The organism is Neptunomonas japonica DSM 18939 (assembly GCF_000422765.1).
Lineage (GTDB): Bacteria > Pseudomonadota > Gammaproteobacteria > Pseudomonadales > Balneatricaceae > Neptunomonas > Neptunomonas japonica.
Genome location: NZ_KE383915.1, coordinates 92,861 through 117,089, shown reverse-complemented (window position 1 = coordinate 117,089; position 24,229 = coordinate 92,861). Strand labels below are relative to the sequence as shown.

Annotated in this window: 22 protein-coding genes and 5 tRNA genes; 18 read left to right on the top strand and 9 right to left on the bottom strand. The window is 42.6% G+C overall.

All coding sequences use genetic code 11. The annotated features are described in order from the left end of the window. The first annotated feature begins 7 nt into the window (after positions 1 to 7). The gene (thrH, locus tag G511_RS0118290; RefSeq protein ID WP_028470926.1) at positions 8 to 625 is read left to right on the top strand and encodes a bifunctional phosphoserine phosphatase/homoserine phosphotransferase ThrH; all 618 of its coding nucleotides are present in this window, start codon (positions 8 to 10) and stop codon (positions 623 to 625) included. A gap of 51 nt (positions 626 to 676) precedes the next feature. On the opposite strand, the gene radD is transcribed toward thrH, so the two are convergent. Then, on the bottom strand, positions 677 to 2,422 hold the full coding sequence (gene radD, locus G511_RS0118285) for a DNA repair helicase RadD (protein WP_028470925.1): 1,746 nt from the start codon (positions 2,420 to 2,422) through the stop codon (positions 677 to 679). A gap of 211 nt (positions 2,423 to 2,633) precedes the next feature. Between radD and G511_RS0118280 the strand changes: the two genes are divergently transcribed. Next, entirely contained in the window at positions 2,634 to 3,125 is a 492-nt protein-coding gene (locus tag G511_RS0118280) for a hypothetical protein (protein ID WP_028470924.1), read from the top strand. A 114-nt stretch (positions 3,126 to 3,239) separates the two neighbouring features. Further along, a complete protein-coding gene (locus tag G511_RS0118275) occupies positions 3,240 to 3,566 on the top strand; it encodes a hypothetical protein (RefSeq protein ID WP_028470923.1) in 327 nt (108 codons plus the stop codon). A 30-nt stretch (positions 3,567 to 3,596) separates the two neighbouring features. Here G511_RS0118275 and G511_RS0118270 read toward each other — a convergent pair whose 3' ends face one another. Genes G511_RS0118270 through G511_RS23365 form a run of 3 tightly spaced genes read right to left on the bottom strand, consistent with a single transcriptional unit; the run spans position 3,597 to position 6,647 of the window. After that, positions 3,597 to 4,400 carry a class I SAM-dependent methyltransferase gene (locus tag G511_RS0118270; RefSeq protein WP_028470922.1) on the bottom strand — a complete coding sequence of 268 codons (804 nt, stop codon included), beginning with the start codon at positions 4,398 to 4,400 and terminating at the stop codon, positions 3,597 to 3,599. A 59-nt stretch (positions 4,401 to 4,459) separates the two neighbouring features. Next, complete coding sequence (locus G511_RS0118265; RefSeq protein ID WP_028470921.1) at positions 4,460 to 5,146, bottom strand: phosphatase PAP2 family protein; 687 nt, start codon at positions 5,144 to 5,146, stop codon at positions 4,460 to 4,462. Continuing rightward, a complete protein-coding gene (locus G511_RS23365; RefSeq protein WP_051222221.1) occupies positions 5,139 to 6,647 on the bottom strand; it encodes a glycosyltransferase family 39 protein in 1,509 nt (502 codons plus the stop codon). Before G511_RS23365 ends, G511_RS0118265 begins: the two co-directional genes overlap by 8 nt. Positions 6,648 to 6,762: 115 nt before the next feature. On the opposite strand from G511_RS23365, the gene G511_RS0118255 reads away from it, so the two are divergent. Together G511_RS0118255 and cysS are read left to right on the top strand one after the other, a co-directional pair. After that, a complete protein-coding gene (locus G511_RS0118255; protein WP_028470920.1) occupies positions 6,763 to 7,656 on the top strand; it encodes a hypothetical protein in 894 nt (297 codons plus the stop codon). Positions 7,657 to 7,786: 130 nt separating this feature from the next. Next, positions 7,787 to 9,193, top strand: coding sequence for a cysteine--tRNA ligase (gene cysS / locus G511_RS0118250; RefSeq protein WP_028470919.1), 1,407 nt, complete (start codon positions 7,787 to 7,789; stop codon positions 9,191 to 9,193). Positions 9,194 to 9,233: 40 nt separating this feature from the next. On the opposite strand, the gene G511_RS23360 is transcribed toward cysS, so the two are convergent. Both G511_RS23360 and folD read right to left on the bottom strand, forming a co-directional pair. Then, positions 9,234 to 9,884 (bottom strand): hypothetical protein, encoded by a 651-nt coding sequence (locus tag G511_RS23360; RefSeq protein ID WP_051222219.1) that lies wholly within the window; start codon positions 9,882 to 9,884, stop codon positions 9,234 to 9,236. Positions 9,885 to 9,921: 37 nt separating this feature from the next. Then, entirely contained in the window at positions 9,922 to 10,770 is an 849-nt protein-coding gene (folD, locus tag G511_RS0118240) for a bifunctional methylenetetrahydrofolate dehydrogenase/methenyltetrahydrofolate cyclohydrolase FolD (RefSeq protein WP_028470918.1), read from the bottom strand. A gap of 253 nt (positions 10,771 to 11,023) precedes the next feature. Here folD and G511_RS0118235 point away from each other — a divergent pair. Next, positions 11,024 to 11,100 (top strand) — tRNA-Arg (locus tag G511_RS0118235). Positions 11,101 to 11,210: 110 nt separating this feature from the next. On the opposite strand, the gene G511_RS0118230 is transcribed toward G511_RS0118235, so the two are convergent. Continuing rightward, complete coding sequence (locus G511_RS0118230) at positions 11,211 to 13,433, bottom strand: heavy metal translocating P-type ATPase (RefSeq protein ID WP_028470917.1); 2,223 nt, start codon at positions 13,431 to 13,433, stop codon at positions 11,211 to 11,213. Between the two features lie 143 nt (positions 13,434 to 13,576). Here G511_RS0118230 and cueR point away from each other — a divergent pair, with 143 nt between their 5' ends. From cueR to clpX, 8 genes are all read left to right on the top strand, one after another. Further along, positions 13,577 to 13,966 carry a Cu(I)-responsive transcriptional regulator gene (gene cueR, locus G511_RS0118225; RefSeq protein WP_028470916.1) on the top strand — a complete coding sequence of 130 codons (390 nt, stop codon included), beginning with the start codon at positions 13,577 to 13,579 and terminating at the stop codon, positions 13,964 to 13,966. A gap of 296 nt (positions 13,967 to 14,262) precedes the next feature. After that, a tRNA-His gene (locus G511_RS0118220) sits at positions 14,263 to 14,338 on the top strand. 16 nt (positions 14,339 to 14,354) lie between these two features. Further along, positions 14,355 to 14,439, top strand: a tRNA-Leu gene (locus G511_RS0118215). A gap of 120 nt (positions 14,440 to 14,559) precedes the next feature. After that, positions 14,560 to 14,644: transfer RNA gene (locus G511_RS0118210), tRNA-Leu, on the top strand. 34 nt (positions 14,645 to 14,678) lie between these two features. After that, positions 14,679 to 14,754, top strand: a tRNA-His gene (locus tag G511_RS0118205). 253 nt (positions 14,755 to 15,007) lie between these two features. Beyond that, positions 15,008 to 16,312, top strand: coding sequence for a trigger factor (gene tig / locus G511_RS0118200; protein WP_028470915.1), 1,305 nt, complete (start codon positions 15,008 to 15,010; stop codon positions 16,310 to 16,312). Positions 16,313 to 16,429: 117 nt separating this feature from the next. Continuing rightward, on the top strand, positions 16,430 to 17,062 hold the full coding sequence (clpP, locus tag G511_RS0118195; RefSeq protein ID WP_028470914.1) for an ATP-dependent Clp endopeptidase proteolytic subunit ClpP: 633 nt from the start codon (positions 16,430 to 16,432) through the stop codon (positions 17,060 to 17,062). A 108-nt stretch (positions 17,063 to 17,170) separates the two neighbouring features. Next, positions 17,171 to 18,457, top strand: coding sequence for an ATP-dependent Clp protease ATP-binding subunit ClpX (clpX, locus tag G511_RS0118190; protein ID WP_028470913.1), 1,287 nt, complete (start codon positions 17,171 to 17,173; stop codon positions 18,455 to 18,457). 668 nt (positions 18,458 to 19,125) lie between these two features. Here clpX and G511_RS0118180 read toward each other — a convergent pair. Then, on the bottom strand, positions 19,126 to 20,196 hold the full coding sequence (locus G511_RS0118180; protein ID WP_028470912.1) for a nucleoid-associated protein: 1,071 nt from the start codon (positions 20,194 to 20,196) through the stop codon (positions 19,126 to 19,128). Positions 20,197 to 20,379: 183 nt separating this feature from the next. Here G511_RS0118180 and ypfJ point away from each other — a divergent pair, with 183 nt between their 5' ends. From ypfJ to G511_RS0118165, 3 genes are all read left to right on the top strand, one after another. Further along, positions 20,380 to 21,270 (top strand): KPN_02809 family neutral zinc metallopeptidase, encoded by an 891-nt coding sequence (ypfJ, locus tag G511_RS0118175; protein WP_028470911.1) that lies wholly within the window; start codon positions 20,380 to 20,382, stop codon positions 21,268 to 21,270. Between the two features lie 178 nt (positions 21,271 to 21,448). Continuing rightward, positions 21,449 to 21,706 carry a TIGR02647 family protein gene (locus G511_RS0118170; protein WP_028470910.1) on the top strand — a complete coding sequence of 86 codons (258 nt, stop codon included), beginning with the start codon at positions 21,449 to 21,451 and terminating at the stop codon, positions 21,704 to 21,706. Positions 21,707 to 21,712: 6 nt separating this feature from the next. Next, entirely contained in the window at positions 21,713 to 22,246 is a 534-nt protein-coding gene (locus tag G511_RS0118165; protein WP_028470909.1) for a YaeQ family protein, read from the top strand. A gap of 17 nt (positions 22,247 to 22,263) precedes the next feature. Here G511_RS0118165 and G511_RS24025 read toward each other — a convergent pair whose 3' ends face one another. Then, entirely contained in the window at positions 22,264 to 22,914 is a 651-nt protein-coding gene (locus G511_RS24025; protein ID WP_028470908.1) for a CBS domain-containing protein, read from the bottom strand. Positions 22,915 to 23,169: 255 nt separating this feature from the next. On the opposite strand from G511_RS24025, the gene G511_RS23350 reads away from it, so the two are divergent. Next, positions 23,170 to 24,225 (top strand): efflux RND transporter periplasmic adaptor subunit, encoded by a 1,056-nt coding sequence (locus G511_RS23350; protein WP_051222217.1) that lies wholly within the window; start codon positions 23,170 to 23,172, stop codon positions 24,223 to 24,225. Positions 24,226 to 24,229: the final 4 nt, after the last annotated feature.

The window sequence follows — 24,229 nt, the reverse complement described above, 5'->3', positions numbered from 1 at the left end:
GTTGCTTGTGGAATTGGCTTGTCTTGATTTAGAAGGTGTATTAATCCCGGAAATTTGGATCGCATTTGCTGAAGAGACCGGAATTGATGAGTTAAAAGCAACGACGCGCGATGTTCCTGACTATGATGTTCTGATGAAGCAGCGTTTGCGTATTCTGGACGAGCATGGTCTGACGCTACCGCAAATACAGGCAACTATTAGTCGCTTGGCACCTCTTGACGGTGCTAGCGAGTTTATAGATTGGTTGCGTGAGCGTTTTCAGGTTGTGATTTTGTCTGATACTTTCTATGATTTTGCAGAACCGTTGATGAAGCAGCTTGGGCATCCAACATTGTTGTGTCATAAGCTTGAAGTTGATGATAATGGTCGGATTACAGACTACACCTTGCGTCAAAAAGACCCGAAGCGTCAGTCAGTTAGAGCTTTTCAATTACTTAACTACCGTGTGATTGCCGCGGGTGATTCTTATAATGACACTACTATGCTGACACAGGCTGAATCTGGAATTTTGTTCCATTCTCCGCAAAATGTTATTGATGAGTTCCCGCAGTTTCCTGCCGTGCATACTTTTGAAGACTTAAAGAAACAGTTTTTGAAAGCGAGTCAGCGTAACTTGACGCTTTAGTGGATTGAATTTATATCACTGGAAATCAGCTAACGGGTTTTCAGTGATTACTTAACTAAGTTGGTTTGCCTTTCTGAAGTTTCCTGCATAATCAAAAATTCTCGTTTGAATACGCCAAAATTTACCTTTTTTCCTAGCGATTACAAAATCAGGTGGTGTTAGTTGAGTGCTGTGCTCTACAACTTCTGCCGCAGTGCGAAATGCCATTGGCTGGGTGCCATTTAGGAAACGCCGCCCATAGAGTTGATTGAAGACGCTTCTTTGTGCCGAGAAACTGAAATTAAAACTCTCTTTTAATGTTTGTCCTTGCTCATCATGGTAAGTCACAGATACTTTCGCTTCGTTAATATCAATGCTCAGACCTGCGCAGCGTAAAATAAAAGCATCTTTGAGTTGTAGGGCCTTCTTTAATTGCTCGTCAGGGTCAGTAATGGCCTCTTTGCATTGGTGGCATTGTCTTGCAGCAATATCATTTTCAGCCGCGCAAAAAGGGCAGCTTTTAAAACGAAATCTGTATTCGCAGCGTCTGATATTGCCGTTTTCATCTTTTTCGGCCTGTTGGCAGCGTCGCCCAAAGTGCTCAATAATATGCCCGTTGTTGTCTTTTTTTCCCCAGAAAATATTAGCGAACTCACATAGAGGGCAAAACACTTGCACGGGTTCTGCTGTTGAGTCAGGTTTTGGTTTGCCGACTTCAGGGTGGTGTAAATTAAAATTGTTACCAGCGTAATCAATAACTAAGCAGTCTTTCTTGTTGGGGGCTAAACGTAGTCCGCGACCAATGATTTGCTGGTATAAGCTGACAGATTGAGTTGGGCGCAATATGGCAATCATATCGACATGCGGTGCATCAAAACCTGTCGTTAAAACAGAGACATTGACCATGTACTTGAGCTCTTGTTGTTTGAATTTTTGAATATAGTCATCCCTGATGATGTTTGGGGTATCACCTGTAATTAATGCAGTTAGTTGTGGAGGTAAGTAAGAAACGATCTCTTGCGCGTGCATAACGGTTGCGGCAAAAATCATAACGCCTTGTCTGTTTTCCGCGTATTGCTCAACTTGCTGAATAATGGCTTGTGTGACTCGTTTGCAGCGAGTTAGTAAATCATTGACTGGTTTCTCGGGTAGGTTGCCAGAAAGGGTGGGCGTAATGGTTGAGAAGTCATATTGCGTGATGGCTGCATCAACAATATTAGGTGGCGTGAGGTAGCCATTAGAAATCATCTGTCGTAAAGGGAGTTCAAAGATGCACTCCTTAAAAGGGCGTGGTGTATCGCTACGCGTATAACCGCGGTGATGATATTGGTAAATCCAGCCTAGGCCCATTCTAAAAGGTGTAGCTGTTAGGCCGAGTACTTTTAGGTTGGGATTGAGGTTTTTCAAGTGTGTAATAGTTTTTAGATACTGGCTATCTGGGTCTTCGCTGAGTCGATGGCACTCATCGATGATCAGTAATGTGTACGGCGTATCTAGTGCTTCTAGATTGCGAGATATGGATTGAATGCTAGCAAATGTGACTTGTTGCGTCGTGTCTTTCTTTTTGAGTCCTGCGGAGTAAATGCCCGCATTAATACCTAGCGCGCAAAACTTCAGATGGTTCTGCTCTACCAGTTCTTTGACATGGGCCAACGCAAGAACTTTTCCGCGTGCTTTTTGAGCAAGAGCTGCAATGACTAGGCTTTTTCCCGCTCCGGTGGGTAAGACGATGACGGCGGGGTTGCTGCTGTTACGAAAGTGCTGAATGGTTAGATCGACAGCGTCTTGTTGGTAATCTCTAAGGGTAAAAGGCTTCATGCGCAAAGCATACGATTAATTCTCTTTAGAGTAAAAACTCAATTCTTTTTAAATGTGTATGTGTTGGGAGGCATGTCACTATCTGTTTTTAATGTGCGACATATTTTGTGCAATGCGGCATAATCCAGTTCTTGTTCAGGTTTAATGGTTTACTCTACGAAGCTGAATTGTGTGATGTTCGTGAGTATTTGCAAAAATTAAGGGATAGAAAATGAAATTCAATAATGTATTGATGGCAACAATGTTAGCTTCTGCTGTAGTTCTAACAGGCTGCGATAGCGATGATGCTAAAAAAGTGGCTGAAGAAACTAAAACGACTGCTGCAGAAGTAGTTAAAGATGCTTCAGAGGCTTCTAAGTCAGCAATGGATGTTGTTAAAGAGAATGCTAGCAAGGCTGTAGAAAGTACTAAAGAAGCGGCAGCAAAAGCTGTTGAAGGTGCAAAAGAAGCGTCTGCTGATGCAGTTAAAGCGGCTACTGATGCTGCTGGTAATACAGTTGAAGCAGCCAAAACTGTTGTTTCAGATGCTGCAAATTCAGCAATGGAGTCAACAAAAGAGGCGGCAAGCAGTGCTGTGGCGTCTGCTAAAGAAACTGTTTCTGATGCGGTAAGTGATTCTGTTGAAGAAGGTGTTGAAAAAGCGACTGAAGAAGAAGCTAAATCTGCACTAGAAGATGCTAAAAACGCATTGAAAGCACAATAGTAGTATCGCCCCATCTGATATCTGTAACAGGTGGGGTGTTTTTTAAGATACTTTTTGTTATTTCTTAAACAGTTGCTATGCTCAATCAAGTGAGATAATTGTTGAGGGAGCATAATGGTTTCTGAATTGAAGGGGCTTGTTTTAGAGCACTCTGGTTTTAATGCTGCTATATCGGGAGGAAATGGTCGTTCGATTGATTCTGCCATTATTATCCATCGTGATGGTGTTCATGATAAGGGCACAGTGCAAAAGGCAGTGTTGTGGGCGCTAGGTCAGCATAAGGATTTGAGTTGGGGTGTGCTTTCTGATACAAGAGAAGAAGTTAACGGCAGATGCTATGAGTCGATGCTTTTAGATGTTCGTATAATGAATCATAGTGGTCAAGTGAAGCGAGGCCAGCAGCAGATATATTTTGATATTACTGAGCATGTAAACGGCTAGATATAATTTTTGGCTAGTGTGCAAAATACTTTAACAGATAACCAGTTCTACTATTCGTATAGCGTTGCATTGTAAATTACGCTGTACGTTCTTCCCCATGAGTGAAAATTCTGAGCCCAAAATCATATTGGGAGATACCACAGGAGCTTGTGGTGTTTCTTGTTTGTTTGTTTGGCGCGTTCTCCATGTGAGAGCTTCTTCTGTCCAATCTTCTATTGATTGTATCCGCATTTCAGCCGTATCGATTAATTCCGTTATTTCTTCTTCGTTAATAAGGTGGGATAGCTCTGGATGCCGAGCCCAAGGGACGGGGAATAGCATTTCATCATGATTATCTCCTTTGAGTACTTCGTGGAGAATCAGGTGCCCGCTTGGCGATAGTGCGCGTTTACATTCTTTAAGCGCGCTGATTTTGTCTGGCATGTTCAATAAACTGTGCTGCATTATTATGACGTCAAATGAGTGGTCAGGAAATGGAAGTTGCTGGCCATTGCCGGTGATAACGATGCTGTCATTTTTGCTTAGCAGATTTAATTTCTGGTTTATCTGGCCCAGTTCATGGGTTATATCCAGACTGACATAAAGTGCGTTGTGTTGTTGCTGGCATACGCGCAGTAAGCCGCCTAAACCGCTGCCAACATCAAGTACCGTGGATGCGTTTAGATCAGCTACGCGTTGGCTTAACTTCTTGGACGCTTTAATCCCGCCTATATGTAGTTGGTCAATTGGCGCGAGCTGATAAGTGTTGGGGCCTTCGGGATAAGCTATGGTCAATCGATTTAGGATGTCGTCGGTTTGAAGGCTTTGGCTATAGTGTTCATCAACGATCGGCATGCAGGTTTCCGCTAGGGTATCTATGTATTTTAGATGTTAACGGAAAACCTGGGCTTGTGCTATCTATCCTCTTTGCAAAAAAATGAGATAACTGGTGTTGGGTAGTTAAAGGACCGTGCTATCAATAGAGTGCTGAAATAAACACTCCAAAAAGCAAAAACGATGTCGCTTAAAAAGTGTCCGCCCTCCATGATGCGGCTCAATCCAATAATTGCACCTAATGAGAGGCCAGCCCAAAACCATGCCCTTCTTCTGAATACCCAGCCTAAAACAATGACATAAAAACCAATAGCTGCATGTCCGCTTACGAATGAGCAGTTCTTTTTGCACTGTCCCGAGTAAGCAAAGGCTGGAGTAAAGCTTTCTTTGCCAGAAAATTGCTGAATATCGGTCGGGCGTACTCGGCCAATGGAGTTGTCTTTGATGAGTGTGTTGACGAGAATTCCTGGGCCTACAACCATGGTGACAATAAGAAAAAAGAAAATCTTCTGTTTGGCTTTGAGTCCTTTTTTCCAGCAATAAACAAGTCCTGCAATAAAGGCGACAAGCCATAACAGATGAATGCGGGCGAAAGTAGAGTGTATGAATTGGTTAAACCAGATATCCCTTAAATAAAAGCCCTCTTCAGGCGTATAAAAGAAAGACGCAACACGCAAATCTATACTAGAAAAAATGGTAAAAAACAGCGTGCAGAATATAAAGATTTGAATATCGGTGCGTAGTAAAAACTGCTTAATATTAATCATTTATGTAACCTTTGAATTCAGTGCATTCATATAGGTAAATGTGGCGAGTGAGATCGCTAAAAACCTTCTCAGTGTAATGTTGAAATGAGTTGCACTGCTTGAATCGAGTAAGGAGCTTGTCGCTCATGGGTGTTTCGCTGATTAAGATGAACTTCTTATCTATTATCTCTTTATATTCTCTGAGGTTAAAGAACAGGTCATAGTAGTCACGAATGCTTTCGTTGTTAGGGTTCCAGCGAGCAACGCGCAATTTGCCAGGTTCTGCATAGAAGCTTATGTAGGCGAGTAGCTTTCGAGAAGGGCTGGTGATGAGTGCGTCAGGGTTAGCAGTTAATACGGGCTGTAACTGCTTGGCAAGTTCGGGCCAGCCTTGGGTGCGCTGAAATGGGTCTACTTTACGGGTTCTTTCTATTCCTGCTGTTTCAAGAATGATTGGCCAATGGTAGAAAAGGCTAATCATCAAGAGTTGGATGACAAGGCCTGTCATGATTTTCTTTGTTGTTTGAGAGCTTAGGTAAAAGCCAACCCAAAGTGATGCGGCTATCAGGCAGGGTGCTGCCCAGTTAATAAAAGCGCGCGATAACAGTGCCTGTGTGCATATAACAATAATAAGAGGCAGAAATATTGCTATTAACACACCTGAGTGGCCAGTGCTTGAGCGTGCTTTGCGATTGAGCCATTGGCGTATTAAGAAGTAGCTCCATATTGGGCCTAGAACCAGTATTTGACTAATTAAAAATTCTGCTAACTTGTCTGGATTGAAAAGTTTTTTATCCAGTTGCGAAATTTCAGAGGTATGGGTAATAGTTACGAAATCATGCTGATAGTTCCAGTAAATATTCAGTGAGAAAATTAACCCAGCAATAATAGCTGCAGTCCAAGGCTTTAAAGTGGCAAGTTGAGGGCGGTGCTTTTCTGCAAAGCCCATATAGATAAATAAGCCAAGGGGTAGCAATGCCATGGTGTACTTGCTCATCATGCCGCAACCAACAGTAAAGCCTAGTAAAATCCAGCTTTTCCAAGACTGAGTTTCAATGGCGATAATAAAAAACCATGTAGATAGTGCCCAGAAAAATAATAAAGGCGCGTCGGTCGTAATGAAAAGGCTGTTGAAACCAACGAGAGGGGCGGTGAAAAAGACTAGGGCGGAGCACGCCGCTGCTTTGGGGTTCCAGAGACGCTTGGCAATTTTGTAAATGATACCGGCCGTTAAGCTGTATAGGAAAGGGGCTCCTAGCTTTACAGCAAAGTCACTGTCACCAAATAATGAGGTAGTAAATGCGATAATCCAAGCAACCATTGGAGGTTTGGAGTAATAGCCCCAATCAGGGTCTAATGACCAGTGGTAATAATACGCCTCATCATAAAAGAGGGATACGTGTCCCTGTGTAATAGACAGTACCCGATATAATGTCAACACGGCAATAAATAGAGTTACACCCTGCCAAGATAAGAGGCTGAAGCTTGGTGAGAGTGAAGTTGTTTTGTTTAAGGTAGACATGCTGGCAGTTGATACTCAAGTAATGTAAAAAAAGTGTGTATTATATCATTGAATATTACGGCTTTCTTAGCCTCATTAATTAATATGAAAATTTATTGTCTGTGATGGTTATTCGATGCGTCTAAAAAAAATAGTGTTACTTTCATGTGTGGCAGGGTTTCTTGTTGGTTGTTCTGGTTCAGCTATTTCAAGAGATCAGCTGGGTCAAACTTTGACGGTTGAAAGTCTCAAGTATTTGCCCGATAAAGTATCTGAAACGTCAGGCTTGGCAGGGTATGATCGCTACCTTTGGACGATTAATGACAGTGGTGGAAAGGATTCTGTTTATGCGTTTGATAAAAAAAGCTATGACTTTGTTAAACGGGTAAAAATTGAGGGTGCTAAGAACAAAGACTGGGAGTCATTAGCCCAAGATGATGAAAATTTATTTATTGCAGACTGTGGCAATAATAAAGGAAAGCGTAAAAAGCTAGATCTTTACAAGGTGAGCTGGAAAAAGCTCATAGAGGCAAAGAATAAAGATAAAGTGGCGTCTAAAAAGATAAGCTTTAGTTATGCTGATAGAGGTGCTTTAGATGTTGGAAAGCAGCATAATTTTGATTGTGAAGCCTTGACCGCTGTCGGTAATGATCTCTGGTTGTTTACAAAGAATAGAGGGGATTTGCAGACTAGGCTTTACGCGCTGAGTAAGAGCAAATCACAACAAAAGGTAAAGCCTTTGATGACTCTGCCGGTTTCAGGGTTGGTGACAGCGGCTGATTATAATGAAAAGAGCAACAAGTTGGTGTTGCTGGGCTATCAAAAAGCAAGTGTTTTTGGGCAGTCGTTTATTTGGATTTTTGATATTAAAGCGGGCTTGCCAGTCTGGGAAAGCGCTGTTTACCATACGGTCTTGCCTTATGGACAATGGGAGTCAGTAGTTTGGGAAAGTTCTGGTCAGTTATTATTGACGTCAGAAAAGAGTCCGTTAGGTGCTCAGCAAATTGGACGATTGCGTTTATCTGATTGAAATACGCTGGTGTTGTTTTGAAAGAGCTTTTCATTTGTCACATAGGTTTTCAATTTCCATTATAATAGCGCTCTGTTCGGGTTAGTTGAGCAGTTTCTTATTCATCTTTTTAGGAATACATCGGTAGATCATGCTTCAGATTTATAACACACTCACCAAGCAAAAAGCCCCTTTTACGCCGTTGGTAGAAGGTCGTATTAATATGTATGTTTGTGGTATCACGGTATACGATTATTGTCATATCGGGCATGCAAGGGTCATGGTGTGTTTTGATGTCATTACTCGCTACCTACGTTCTCGTGGCTGGGATGTTAACTATATTCGTAACATCACCGACGTTGACGATAAAATTATTAAAAGGGCTTCAGAAAATAGTGAAAGCGTTGAGCAATTAACTGAGCGCATGATAGATGCGATGCACGAAGATGAAGATGCGCTAGCAGTATTAAGGCCAAGCCAAGAACCTAAAGCAACAGCACATATCGATGAAATTATTGCGTTGATAAGCACTTTGGTTGAGAAAGGTTTTGCTTATCCTGCATCAAATGGTGATGTTTATTATCGAGTCGAGAAGTTTGCTGAATATGGAAAGCTGACAAATCAGAATGTTGAAGAGCTGCGTTCAGGATCTCGTGTTGAGGTAGAAGAAGCAAAGGAAAGCCCGCTCGATTTTGTTTTATGGAAAGCGGTGAAGCCGGGAGAGGTTAGTTGGGAATCTCCGTGGGGAGCTGGACGTCCGGGTTGGCATATCGAATGTTCGGCAATGTCAAAATGCTGCCTTGGTGATACCTTTGATATTCATGGTGGTGGCCCTGACTTGCCATTTCCGCATCATGAAAATGAAATTGCGCAATCTGAAGCCGCCAATGGATGTACGTATGCCAACTATTGGATGCATGCCGGCCCTGTGCGTGTGAATAGTGAGAAAATGTCTAAGTCATTGGGTAATTTTTTTACCATTAGAGATGTATTAGAAAAATACAATCCTGAGGTGGTGCGCTTTTTCTTAGCACGAGTTCACTACCGTAGCTATATTGACTACAGTGAAGATAGTCTTAAAGAAGCGCGTGTTATGCTTGAGCGATTTTATCAGGCACTAAATGGAGTTGCTGAGTGCGAGTTTTCTTCAGAGGATGCAGCAAACGCTGGTATTAATGATTTTGAACAGCGCTTTATTGATGCAATGGATGACGATTTTAATACGCCTAAAGCTATTTCAATTTTGTTTGAAATGGTTAACGAACTTAATAAGTTTAAGAAAACGTCTAATGCAAGCGCGGCAGCGGTAGCTCATAAGATCGCTGAGTTGGGTTGTGTGCTGGGTATATTGCAGCAGAGCCCAGACGCTTTCCTCAAGGGTGATGATAAAGAAGGTGAATTGAGTGCTGGGGATATCGAGGTATTAATCCAGCAGCGAGTAACAGCTAAAGCAAATAAAGATTATGCTGAATCTGACCGAATTCGTGATGAGTTGGTCGCTCAAGGCATTATTCTTAAAGACAGTCGAGAGGGTACTTCTTGGTTTAGAGGAAGCTAAGCTGGCATGTTAGCGGGCTCGTTTTGCTGAAGAGCCCGTTTTAAGGGGGTGGTGAGGTAGATTGTTGTTTGAAGTATGCTGCAAATGTAAGGATTAGCATGATAGGGATGCCTAATTCTAAAATTTCCTCGAGTGCTTCTATGTGTGTTTTTTGAAGTTCAGATAACTCAATACCAAAAGGCTTTAGCTTCCTTCCTAAGCCATCAATGCTTTTTGATACGACCAAAAAAGCAATAGAAAACAAGGTTCCTATAGTAATTGTGCTGAATTCTTTTAGGTTTAATAAGAAGCTTCTAAGGTGAGTCTTAAGTATTCTATAAACTGTGTAAAGAAGTATGAGTATTATGAAAAAACCAATGGCTTTTTCAAGCATGGGCACTTGGCTACTAAATAAAAATTTACTTTTCAAGATCCCCATAGTAGTGAAGCGTTTGTCAAAATCAAGTTCTCTGAGGCCGAACATGATTATAAGTATGAGAAAGTAGTGATATCTTTTTAGGTAGTTCAGGTTGCTTTTGTAAATAATAAAAATAGCGCAGATGAAATAGCCAGCTGCTGAGCTTGTCTCTATTAGACCGCCTTCTGCAAGTAAGAATTCTCGCTCAGTGCCTCCCAATACCACTGATAATAAAAACAAAACTACTAATGTAGCGCTGCAAATTAGATAGCCTGTTATCGATGCTTTGTGCAAAATGTTGACTCCATTTAATGCTTGGGATGTGGCTAAGTTAGGTGTTTTTTGCAGCTTCTAAGGTGTTTTCCATTAGGCAGGCAACTGTCATTGGGCCAACACCGCCTGGTACTGGTGTGATCCAACCAGCGCTCTGTGCGGCTATATCATAGTCAACATCGCCTACTAAGCGTCCATCGCTGAGACGATTGATACCTACATCAATGACGATAGCGCCTTTTTTAATCCATTCGCCTTTCACAATACCTGGTTTGCCGACGCCCACAATGACAATGTCGGCGCGCTGAACATGAAACGCTAAATCGCGAGTAAAGCGGTGGGTTGTTGTAACAGTGCAGCCTGCAAGTAATAACTCAAGCGACATAGGGCGGCCGACAATGTTGGATGCGCCAACGACGACAGCTTCTTGGCCATGCAAATCAATATTGGTTGACTCAAGCAGCTTCATTACTCCTTTTGGGGTGCAGGGGCGCAGAGCGGGCAGGCGCTGAGCTAAACGGCCAAGGTTAAACGGGTGGAAGCCATCAACATCTTTTTCTGGCTGGATGCGCTCAAGAATCTCATTGCTGTTTAATTCCACAGGTAGCGGTAGCTGCACCAGTATGCCGTCAACATCAGGGTTTGCATTAAGCTCATCAACGAGAGAGAGTAAGTGTTGCTGTGATGTGTCAGAAGGTAGGTCATATGATAGCGATTGGATACCTACCTCAATGCATGCATTTTTTTTATTGCGAACATAGACATGAGAAGCGGGGTCGTTACCAACAATAACAACGGCCAGGCAAGGAGCGCGCTTATTTTCTTTTAGTCGGTTCTGAATATTTTCTGCTACCTGTCGACGAACGTCGGCAGCAATCTGTTTTCCGTCAATAATCTGTGCGGTCATTGTTTTAGATGATTCCTGATGCTGGCATTGTATCAAAACTGCGCGGATTTTCTCATGTTCAGCCTCTGTGGCCAAGTGGGTGGTAGGTGATTAATAGGCGATTAGGTATAAGAAGGCTAATTATGTACTGTCTTTAAAATAAATATTGACGACATGCGAGTGCTCCTTTAGGATACGCGCTCCTTTATGAGGCCTTTGAATCTCGGTTCAGCAGCAGGGCCTCATAAAGGTTCAGGTTTTCCTGATTCCTGTAGTGCCCATAGCTCAACTGGATAGAGCAACGCCCTTCTAAGGCGTAGGTTGTAGGTTCGAGTCCTACTGGGCGCACCAGATACCATTAGCTCCTCTTTGAAACTCTCCTTTATTTTTCACGCCGTTGGCTTAACAAGAAAAGCGCAGATTTTTTTGTGGCTTCTGTAATGCTTACCAGTCGTTCAGGTTTAGCTTTCATGCGAAGGTTTAAATAGCCTTAAACGATTGGCATTGCTGACCACAGTTGCAGATGAAAACGCCATTGCTCCCCCGGCAATAATTGGGCTCAGTAATAAGCCGGTAAAAGGAAATAGAATGCCCGCGGCGATCGGTATTCCTAAGCTGTTGTAAATGAATGCGCCAAAAAGATTCTGTTTAATGTTTTTCAGTGTGGCTTTTGATAGCTCAATGGCATCTGCAACACTGTGTATAGAATTGCGTATAAGCACCATGTCGGCGCTCTCTATTGCTATATCGGTACCGTTGCCAACAGCGAAGCCTACGTCTGCTTGGACTAACGCAGGTGCATCGTTAATACCGTCGCCTGCCATGGCGACAATTCTACCTTGTGCTTGTAAGGCTTTTACTTTGTCAGCTTTATCTGCAGGCATCACTTCAGCAATAAATTCAGTAATGCCGACTTGTTTGGCTACAGCTTTAGCTGTTTTGTGGTTGTCGCCAGTCAGCATGATGACCTTTATCCCAGCATTGCTTAAGCGTTTAATTGCGATTGCTGAGTCTTCTCTTATCGAATCAGCCACCGCTAGTAGCCCTTGAAGTTCTCCATCAGTAGCAAGGTAAATAGGTGTGTGTGCTGCGCTGGTTAAGTCGTCAATGAAGTCACTAGCAGCTTGAGTGCTTATGTTATTTTCTTGCATAAAGGCATGGTTGCCTAAAAGTAATGTCTTCTTGTTAATGATGCCCGTTACTCCGCGCCCAGTGATAGTGTTGAATTGTTCTACATTATGAAGTGTGAGTTGCTTATCTTTGGCAGCTTGAGTGATGGCTTCCCCTAGTGGGTGTTCAGACCATTGCTCAAGGGATGCTGCAAGTGTAAGAAGTTGGTTCTCAGAAGTGTTTATAGCAATGATGCGGTTTAACTTGGGCTTGCCTTCAGTGATGGTTCCCGTCTTATCGAGAATAAGCGTGTTGATACTTGAGGCGGCTTGAAGTGCCTGTGCATTGCGAATGAGAACACCATGCTCAGCAGCTTTGCCTACACCAACCATTATTGACATGGGGGTGGCAAGGCCTAGAGCGCATGGGCAGGCGATGATCAATACGGTTGTAGCTGTTATCAACATATAAGCAATTTTTGGTTCAGGTCCAAAAAAGTACCACAGCAAGGCAGTTAATAGGCTTATCACCAGAACTGCAGGAACAAATACGGCTGAGATTTTGTCGGCTAGTTTAGCTATAGCAGGCTTGCTATTTTGGGCTTGTTTAATCATTTCAATAATGTGATTAATGGCAGTGTCTGCGCCTACTTTTTCAGCAACTACTAATAAGCTGCCGGATTTGTTGAGTGTTCCTCCTGATACGCTGTCTCCGGGTGTTTTGTTGGTCGCTATGGACTCACCCGTCAGCATTGATTCGTCAATATAGCTCTGGCCTTCAATGACACAGGCGTCTACTGGGATTTGCTCTCCCGGGCGGATGCGAATCTTATCACCAACCAGTACAAGCTCCAGTGGTAAGTCTAGTTCTTTGTCGTTTCTAATGACGCGCGCTGTTTTCGGTTGCAGGTCTAATAGGCGCTCTACGGCACTTGATGTCTGTGTGCGTGCTCTTAACTCCATTGCTAAGCCCAAGTTTACTAGGCCAATAATCATGACAGCTGCTTCAAAATAAATATGTCTTGCTGTGCTGGGTAATAGGTGAGGAGCGAGTACAACAAGCATGGAGAAGAGCCATGCGCTGCCCGTTCCAATTGAGATTAAGGTATCCATCGTTGAGCCACCATTGCGTAATGCAGTAAAAGCTCCTGTGAAGAAGTGGCGGCCAGAGAAGTACATGATGGCGAAAGTGAGAAGTCCTATTGCTCCCCATAATATCTGGTCATTGCTTGACTGGATGCTCATGTCATCCATGAAGAACCCTGCAAGCATCATGGGTATGCCAAGAGAAAGGGCCGTGCCTGCGTGAATTAGACGCAGACGGTACTGTGCTGAATCAGCTTCTTTTTGCTTGCGTCTGTCTTCGGCGTCGCTTTGCGAAGGGCGTGCTTGGTAGCCAATGATCTTTAGTTCGTTAATGACCGATTCAGGGGTGGCTGAGCCTTGAATGTATAGCTTGCGTTGTGGGAAGTTGACTTCAGCATTGTCTATATTGGGTATGTTGGAGACGCAGGTCTCTATTTTCTTAACGCAGCCTGCGCATGAGACGTTTTCAAGAATTAGAGTAGTATCCATGGTTTATTAGTTATTCCTGCTGATATTCAATTAATCGTTTGTGTTCGCTAAATGCGCTAATATTTATATCAGTGTAAAGGTTACAGTGGCGGTAAGGTCAAATAAAAAAGCGCATATAAAGAGCTGGCGCATTAGGTGAAAAAATGAATATTGCAGAAGCTGCTAAGCATACAGGCTTGAGTAGTAAAACCATTAGGTACTATGAGAAGGAGGGGGTTATACCTCCCGCTAAACGTAGTGCCAATGGTTATCGTTTATATGATGTAGGGCAGTTGGAGAGCCTGCTCTTTGTTAAAAGAGCGAGAGGGCTTGGCTTTTCATTGAACGATAGCCATGAATTGCTACTGATTTCACAAGACCCTAGAAGAACCAGTGCGGCTGTTAAGCAAAAGGCGGAGGAGCATCTCTTAAAGGTAAACACTCAGATTGAGCAGATGCAGAAAATCAAGGATGTACTTGAGAGCGTTGTAGGTGAGTGTTTAGGAGATGATCAGTCGGCTTGCCCAATACTGGATAAGCTAAGTCAGGGCTGAGCGAGTTTTGTCTTGTATGGTTTGTTGAGATTGGATTTATGTGCAGTATTTCTCAATAAGCGTTAACAATTGCTTATAATTTCGGCTATTTTGGCGATTAAACCTAGTCTATTGAAATAATTGCAAATTTCCTTACAAATAGCTGAATAAACTTGTTGACAGCATGGGAGTGTCTCCCTAGAATACGCCCCATCTTGAGTGAGGGGCTTACCTAAGCACTGAAAACAGTAATTTTAGACTGTTTCATTTAAGTGTACTTTCAATGCTTTTAGTAAAGAAAGTGATGTTTAGTTATGGTGGGCGTAGCTCAGTTGGTAGAGCTCCGGATTGTGATTCCGGCGGTCGTGGGTTCAAGCCCCATCGTCCACCCCATGCTAAATTATCAAATGCGGATGTGGTGAAATTGGTATACACGCTGGTTTTAGGTACCAGTGCCGAAAGGCGTGAGAGTTCGAGTCTCTCCATCCGCACCAGTTATTATCATGATAAGTGGTGCTTTATTAAAATGAACGTGGTTGGGCTGTTTAACTACGATTAGTATTTTAACAATATCAGGTTTATCCTTATTGTTAATGCATTGTAAGACGTTATATGCGGATGTGGTGAAATTGGTATACACGCTGGTTTTAGGTACCAGTGCCGAAAGGCGTGAGAGTTCGAGTCTCTCCATCCGCACCATTTATCGTCCTGATAAATGGTGTTTTTCATTATGGTGAGCGTAGCTCAGTCGGTAGAGCTCCGGATTGTGATTCCGGCGGTCGTGGGTTCAAGCCCCATCGTTCACCCCATTTCTTGTATTTATTCTATATTTACTTATTCTGCGCATTCTTAATGCTAAAATAGATTTAAGCTCCTGTTTTTCCGTAATTGCTTGACTAATATCTTCAAGTGCCGGAAAATTTCGCGCTTTAGAATTTTTGACATCGACGTATAATCGAGTCTAATTAAACGACTGTATGAATTGAGCAGATAAAATAGTCTGATGAATTAATTCATGTAGGTCGACAAACCGGTACATAGTATTTTTTGGTGAGGAATTCCATGCAAGTTTCTGTTGAAACGACTTCCGTTCTAGAGCGTCAGATGACAATCACTGTTCCTGCAGAGCGCATTGAAGGTGATGTAAATAAGCGAGTTCAGCAAGCTGCTCGTACACAGCGTTTGGACGGTTTCCGCCCTGGCAAGGTTCCTATGAAAGTTGCTAAGCAGCGTTTCGGTGCTGGTATTCGTCAGGATGTTATTGGTGAAGTGATCCAGCAGAGCTTCTATGAAGCAGTTCAGCAGGAAAATGTTTTACCTGCTGGCGGACCACAGATCGAATTTAAGAATGATAAAGATGGTGAAGACTTCCAGTACGTTGCAACGTTTGAAGTTTACCCAGAAATCACGCTAGCTGATTTCACATCTGTCGAAATTGAAAAGCAAAGTTCAGATGTGAAAGATGAAGATCTTGAACAGATGATCGACACGCTTCGCAAGCAGCAAGCAAACTGGTCTGAAGTTGAGACAGCTGCAGCAGATGCTGATCGCCTGAAAATTGACTTTGAAGGCTTCGTCGATGGCGAAGCGTTTGAAGGTGGCACGGCAGAAGGTATGGATCTAGTGTTGGGTTCAAACTCAATGATCCCTGGTTTTGAAGATGGTCTTGTTGGCGCTAAAGCTGGCGACGATGTTGAAGTTAAAGCAACGTTTCCTGCAGACTACCATGCTGAAGAGCTAAAAGGTAAAGACGCTGTCTTTAACGTTAAAGTACAGACTGTTTCTTCATCAGAATTGCCAGAACTAAATGAAGAATTCTTCACTAAGTTCGGTATTGAAGCTGCAGATTTAGAGTCATTTAAAGTTGAAGTACGTTCTAATATGGAACGTGAAATGGCTAATGCTCTTAAAATGAAATTAAAAGATCAGGTTTTCACTCAGCTGGTCGATATCAACGGTATTGAAGTACCTTCTTCATTAGTTGATAGTGAGATTGATAACCTGCGTAAGCAGGCTGTACAGCGCTTTGGTGGCGGTGCAGAGATTGATCCGAACATGCTTCCTAAAGAAATGTTTGAAGATCAGGCTAAGCGTCGTGTTACTGTAGGCTTGTTGGTTCAAGAAGTTATTAAAGCTAACGAAATCAAAGCTGATGATGATCGTGTACGTTCTACTATCGAAGAGATGGCAAGCACGTATCAAGAGCCGAAAGAAGTTATTGATTGGTACTACAGCAATGATGATATGCTGAATCAAGTTAAAAGTTTGGTATTGGAAGATCTTGTGATTGAACACTTGCTCGAATCTGCCAAAGTAACTGATGCAGTGGTTGCTTATGAAGAAGCAATTAAGCCTGCACAGCAGTAAAATGCTGAAGGGTCGTATTGTCTTGCGTCGTTAAATGATGCATTGACTGAATGAAAAACGACAGTTGGTGCTAATCCACTGTCGTTTTTTGTTTATTAGGTTTAAGGAGAAAGTTGCATGTCAGTATTCCATCAGGATAATGCCAAGATCATTGAAAACTCTGGTCTGGTACCGATGGTAGTAGAGCAGTCCGCTCGCGGTGAGCGTGCGTATGATATATATTCACGCCTTCTGAAAGAGCGAGTTATCTTTCTTGTTGGCCAGGTTGAAGATCATATGGCTAACTTGATTGTTGCTCAGATGTTGTTTCTGGAAGCAGAAAATCCAGATAAAGACATCCACTTGTATATTAATTCGCCAGGGGGATCTGTTACAGCAGGTTTGGCAATTTACGATACAATGCAGTTTATCAAACCAGATGTGAGTACTATGTGTACAGGCCAGGCTGCTAGTATGGGTGCATTCTTGCTATCCGCTGGTGCTGCTGGTAAACGTCATGCTCTTCCTAATGCCCGTGTTATGATTCATCAGCCGTTAGGTGGTTTTCAGGGGCAGGCAACTGATATTGAGATTCATACCAAAGAAATTCTCAGTATTCGTGAAAAGTTAAACCGTATTTTGGCAGAGCATACTGGCCAAGATATTGAGACTATCAGTCGTGACACTGATCGAGATAACTTTATGGATCCTGTTGCCGCTGCTGAATATGGTTTGATAGATTCAGTTTTGGATAGACGTCAAGGGCAATAAAGCGTGGTTAACAAGTAGTATATTAATGTGGCTATGAGTTGAAAAAGTCCTCGTAAGCCACTATTAATTGGAATACCGCTTTGCTGGAACGAGTTTGAGGTAGGTTTAATGAGCGATAATATCGACGATAAAGACAACGAACAGGGCAAGCTTTTTTGTTCATTCTGTGGCAAAAACCAGGATGAAGTAAAAAAATTAATTGCCGGACCGTCTGTTTTTATCTGTGACGAATGTGTTGATCTATGTAACGATATCATTCGTGAAGAGATTCAGGACATCGATGAGCAGGAAGCACAAGAGAGCTTACCGATTCCCGCTGAAATTAAAGCAAAGCTTGATGCTTATGTAATTGGTCAAGACCGTGCTAAAAAAGTATTGGCCGTTGCTGTCTACAATCATTACAAGCGTTTGCGTTTTCAAAGTAGTACGGCGAATAAAGAGATTGAATTAAGCAAAAGTAATATTTTGCTTATTGGTCCAACCGGTAGTGGTAAAACACTATTGGCCCAAACATTAGCGCGCTTACTGAATGTGCCTTTTACTATTGCTGATGCAACTACGCTGACTGAAGCGGGTTATGTTGGAGAAGATGTAGAAAACATTATCCAAAAACTGTTGCAAAAATGCGATTACGATATTGAACGAGCACAACTAGGTATCGTTTACATTGATGAGATTGACAAGATCTCACGCAAATCAGATAACCCATCTATTACTCGCGATGTTTCGGGTGAAGGTGTGCAGCAAGCCTTGCTTAAGCTGATCGAAGGGACTGTCGCTTCAGTACCGCCACAAGGTGGGCGTAAGCATCCGCAGCAGGAATTTCTGCAGGTTGATACGTCAAATATCTTGTTCATTTGTGGTGGTGCATTTGCGGGTTTAGAGCAGATTATTCGTGATCGCTCTGAAAAAAGCTCAATCGGCTTCAATGCAAGTGTGAAAAGTAAAGATGATACTAAGTCGATTACTGACACATTGTTGGATATAGAAGCTGAAGATCTCGTTAAGTTTGGTCTGATTCCTGAGTTTGTTGGTCGTTTACCAATGATCGCTACACTTGGGGAGTTGGATGAAGAAGCGTTGATGCAGATTCTGACTGAACCGAAAAATAGCCTTGTGCGCCAATATACAAAGTTATTTGAGATGGAAGGCGCTGAAGTTGATTTCCGAAAAGAAGCACTTCATGCGATTGCTAAACATGCATTAGAGCGTAAAACAGGTGCACGTGGCTTGCGTTCAATCCTTGAAGGAACATTGCTTGATATTATGTATCAACTACCTTCAATGGAAAATGTTAGCAAAGTTGTTATTGATGAAGGTGTTATTGATGGTACATCTGAACCAATATTGATTTATGAAGCTCCAGAGCAAAAAGCGGCTGTAGAAAACAAGTAGTATTGATTTAGCAATGACGAATCTTATTTGATTGTGTCGTTGAGTATAAAGCCACTCTCCTAAGGTTGAGTGGCTTTTTTAATTCATTTTCAGCTTTTTTAATAAAGTTGAAATGCCTTCAGCGTCTATCGGTTTACTAAGCAGGTAATCTTGAGCGTTATCGCAGCCAAGTTTTTAAGAATGCTGAGCTGCTCTGTACTTAAAACACCTTCCGCGATAATTTTGTATCCAAGATTGTGATCTCTCTTTATCATTTGGATAACGATCTGCGCCGATGCTACAAGTTGCTTGGGATCAGCATTGGTTTCTAAGTCCCAATCCCATAATCCATCGTTAGCTCCGCGAATGGCTAACGTTTGAAAAAATCACCCGGTGTTAGTGTAATATTTTTAGTATGTTTTTTGTTTGAAAAAATGTTTTCGGATGACTAATGTTTTATAGAGCACTTTTAGTACAATATTGAACAAATGTGCAGTATTGCTCGGTTCAAGGCGTAATTAGGTAAGATGCTTGATATGGTTTTAGATCAGTATGGTTTATTAATTTATATTTATGAGCTGCATGGGGTGTTTGAAATAGGTAAGAAAAACGTCATCTAAAATGTGTTGGCCACTCCGCTGAAACCGTTTGTTTGGCTGGGAGTGGCTCCTGTCTTGTTGGAGTGTAGGCTAGTCCTCGTCATCACCTTCTAGAGTTCGCTTGATCTGTTCGACAACTCGGCTTGGCATACGGCGTAACACCAAAGTTTGCTTTTCTTCATCAAATTCAATATCACTGCCAGAGCCGACTATTCCAAGTGAGCGTTTAGCGAAATCTACTTGCCAGTTATCTGCTTTAGCTTTTAGTTTGGTGTGAGCATTCAGTGTGTGTGTGTGTGGCTGAAATTCTTGGCTGACCTGGTATCGTTCACTGTTTGCAAAGCGGCCAAATTTCCCAGTGATCTCTTCAGTTTTTTCTGTAGGAATATGTTGATCAAAGATCTGTTCAATTTCAGGCAGGTTGGCAGTGTTCTTTTCAGATCTTTGGCGGCTTAAGTAGCTGACTACATCTTCGACAACCTGTTCTCTTTCGTCGTACATGCCATTTTGTGTACAGAAATCACGCGTAGCACGAATGAGGTCCCCGGTAGATTTTTTAGATGGAGTAACGTCGGTGCAGCCAAAAGCATTAGAAAAATAATGAGTAATATCACCTTTTTCTTTTGTGCCCATAAAGCTCAAGTAACTGTCTTTACCTTTTTTATATGACGTTATATTAAATTTTGCAGCTTGATGTAGTTTATCAAGATCGACTTCATTAACCTCAGTAGGGCTGAGTTGGTCGTTTAAGGAAATAGCTGAGCGATTACGTACCAATGCGACTAATAAAAACTCATAACGTTCTTGCTGATAATGGGCGAAAATAATATATCCGCCGACCGCTGAGTGAGATGACGGTGAATCCATTGCCGCAGCAAGCTGAGTAATCCCCAAGTCTGAAAGCGTTAGAAAATCAGAAGATGATTGCTCTTGGGATAGGTAATTCTCGAATGCTTGGATGAACGGATAACCATTTGGATTTTCTTTATTAAAAGAGCCATGGGTGAGCGTTGAGCGACGAGCTAAGGCGTTATTCAAAGAGAGCACCATGTCAGGTACAACAGGGTGCTGGGTGTTAACGCTACCGCCACGCTCACTGATGACAGTGGCCTGGTCTTCTTCTTTATGTAATTCTCTAATTACCAGGTGCTTTAATTCCACAAGTATTCCCAGATCTATAATCAAAAATTTAATTTTATGTGAAAGAAGCGCTATTGTCAGGGTTATCTTGCATCTAGTCAGATATCGCATTGGAATAGTATGCTGGATAAGGCTTTAATTAAGGTGTAGTACATGCCTTTTTTGCATCATACTTACTTGGAATAAATTTGTTGGAGAAGGTCAATGCGCTGGAAAAGTGGTCGTCGTAGTTCAAATATAGAAGATCGGCGAACTGAGCAGGCGAGTTCAGGGCGCTCTAACAGAGGCTTTCGCATTGGCGGTGGTAAAAAGGGCGGAATAGGTATTCTCGTTGTTGCCGTTGTTATTATGCTGATGGGGGGGGATCCCAGCACTGTTCTCAATATGCTGTTAGGCGGTGGTGGCGTGCCATCGCAGACTCAAAGCCAAACCGCAGATCGCAATTACCAAACGTCTGCACCTACTGATGAAATGGCCGATTTTGTCTCTGTCGTATTAGCTGATACTGAAGATACCTGGAACCCGCTATTCCAGCAAATGGGTGAGCAGTATCAAAAACCACGTTTAGTATTGTTCCGTGGCTCTGTAAAATCTGCTTGTGGGATGGCTCAATCGGCGATGGGGCCGTTTTATTGCCCAGGAGATCAGAAGGTATATATCGATCTTAGTTTCTATGAAGAGTTAAAGCATGCGTTTAGTGCCCCTGGGGATTTCGCTCAAGCCTATGTGATCGCACATGAGGTAGGCCATCATGTGCAGCAGCAATTTGGGATTTTGCAAAAGGTTCATAAAATGCAGCGTGGTATGCCAAAACCTCAAGCCAATGCGTTGTCTGTAAAGCTTGAATTACAAGCTGATTGCTTGGCAGGTATTTGGGCGCACCATGCTAATCGTGTTAGGAATATCGTTGAGCCAGGTGATATCGATGAAGCAATGAATGCCGCGAGTAAGATTGGTGATGATGCTATTCAAAAACGAACTCAAGGTTATGTTGTGCCGGACTCTTTTACGCATGGAACATCAGCCCAGCGTGTAAAGTGGTTTAATGAAGGCTTTAAACGTGGTGATGTTCAAAGTTGCAATACTTTTGGTTAATTTTTGATGAGATTTATTTTGATCTAAAGATGGTTGGCTTCTTGTTTAATTGATTATTAGGGGCTTGATTTCAATCACTTTATTTCTTTATGGAGATTATCTTTTTGCTGTGGGGCTGTACGGGAAGGCTGATAAGCTCTATGCTGCTGGCATAGAAAATGATGTAAGGAAATAAACAATGCCGTACAACGCTGAATTGGTTGATGAACTGAATTTATTAAATCACTTTAACTTGGGTACAACACAAGAAGGTATTAAAGTGCACCACAGCGCAGGACCTCAAGTGGTCGCTGCTGCTAAACGTTTATTTGATAAAGATTTAATTTCTCAGGAAGATGGCGGTTATTTAACAGATTTAGGTCATGATGCTGCTGAACATTCACAAAACCTTATGTTGATTTTAACAACACCGGTCCAGTTGGACACCACGTCTTAAACATTTATGGCACATAAACCAACCATCTATAAGGTTGAGTTGCAGCTGGTTGATATGAATCGTGATATCTATACCAGCTGCAAGCTTACACTTGCACTACACCCCTCTGAAACTCAAGAACGAATGATGATTCGACTGATGGCTTTTGGTTTGAATTTTCATGATGACCTTCAGTTTAGCCGTGGACTATCCGCTACTGACGAACCCGATGTATGGGAGTGCTCTTTAGACGGGCAGGTAAATCATTGGATCGAGGTAGGGCAAGCAACCCCAGAGCGTATTCGCAAGGCTGTTAGTCGATCTCCTAAGGTTTCTTTATATGCTTTTGGGCGAGAGGCTGATATTTGGTGGAGCCGCGCTCAAGAAGCTTTTAAAGACCTTCCTCGGGTAGCGGTATGGCAGTTTAATACAGAGCAATCTTCAAAACTTTCCGATCTTTTAGAGCGTACAGTGTCTATCACTATGACGATCACAGATAATGAGATTTATCTTAACAAAGATGAGCAACAGTTAACGTTAGGATTCACGCGACTATTATAAGGTCACTATTGCTTGTGCTATACCCGCTGCTCCAAGTTTGGACCGCTAACCAGTAAGCTCAGTAAGTCGCTGCGACAAACAATACCAACAACTTTATGTTCTTGATCAACTACCGGTACGCAACTCACTTTTTGCTCCATGAAGATCAGTGCTATTTCGCGCACTAATGTTTCTGGGCTTACGGCAATCAATGCACTGCTCAGTAAATTGCCAACAAAACCACTGGAATCAGAGCCAGAACGCAGCAGGTGTTCACCTGTAACAGCCCCTAATGGATGTCCATGGGCATTCGTTATGATGAGATGATTAATATTCTCTTTCTGCATTAAATCCCAAGCAAATTTAATGGTGTCGAATTGACCCACGGTAACAACGGGTGCATTCATTATGTGAAGAGCTATTAGTCGTCTACGATCTTGCAGGGTATCTGATTTGCGCCCCGTTTCTTCATAAAGGCGTGATGATACAAGGGTGGAGCGTGTTCCACTGGTAAGTGGAGAGCTTACCGAGGTTGCTTGTGTTGTAATCTGAGGGTTGCCAACAGTATTGTTCTGTAACGAATTTTTGGCCGCAGTACTCCTTGAGGTGGCTGCAACACCGCGCTGTGGAAATTGAGCTGCTGACGGGTTCTTTACAAGATTCCCGTTGTCATAAATTAACAACGCCATTTAATTTCTCCGAACTACTATATGTACTTTATCGGCGAATAGTTATTTTACTTTATTCTGACCGTATAGCTAGTTAGTCAATATTCTTGAGCAAACATTCAATTTGAAATTGCAAATATAAGAGAATACTTACTTGAACCTGAACGGTTGCAGAATAGTGTCCGGTTAAAGCGACGAGATATCTAGTTAAATTAGAGAGTTGGCATTATATTAGAATATGCTAAAATAGAGAGAACTTACTCATTGGGGTGTTATATGTTCCGTTCAGTGGCGTCTTTTATTTTGCTTGTATCTTTTATGGCTTTAGCCCCTGAATATCTGAAAGCGCAAGAGTTAAACTCAATTACGGTTGCGAAAACAATAATGCCGCTGCAGCGTCTTTTAGAAGGAAGCGTTGAGGCTGTATCTAAAGCTACAGTATCTGCCCAAACAAGTGGTGTAGTTGATCAAGTTATGGTCGAAGTTGGTGATCATGTGCCAGCGGGCAGTGTTATCTTAACGCTAGTAGGTATTGACCAAAAAGAATCCCTTAACCAGACAAAGGCAAGTCTAAGTGAAGCCGGAGCGCAGCGTAAAGCGCAGACTCAGCAATATGAACGTGTAAAAGCACTTTATGCAAAAAAGCTATTGTCTAAGGCGGACTATGATGCAGCTATTGCTAGCTACAACAGCGCTAAAGCTCGTTTCACTAGTGCGCATGCGGCTCTTAATCGTGCGCGACAGCAAGTGTCATATACCGAGATAAAAGCTGTTTATAGTGGCGTCGTCAGTGGGCGTCATGTTGAAGTGGGCGAAGCTGTGCAACCCGGTATGGCGCTGTTGAGCGGTTTTGATCCACATTACCTGCGTGTTTACGCAGATTTACCCCAATCGATAGCTGCAATTATTAGAGAAAAACCGTTAGTTAATGTTGTATTAGACAATGGGTCTACGGTTTTACCTTTAAAAGTATTCTTTTTTCCGGTTGCTGATGCGGCCACCGGAACCGTGCGAATGAGGCTTAATTTGCCTGCAGCAGAAAACGGTTTATATCCAGGGAAACTAGTCAAAGTTGCGGTGCAAACGGGTGAAAAGGCGCGTTTGCTCGTGCCGGCATCAAGTGTTGTTTATCGTTCTGAAGTCGCGGGTGTTTATGTTCTTGGTGCTTCAGGAGAAGGCGTATTGCCCCAGCTGCGTCAAGTACGAGTTGGGAGTCACTTTGCTCATCAAGTTGAAGTGCTCTCTGGGCTAATGGTGGGCGAAGCTATTGCAACAGATCCCATAGCTGCAGGTATCTTGACAGTTACTGCCTCTATTGAAGAGGTGAGATAAGAAA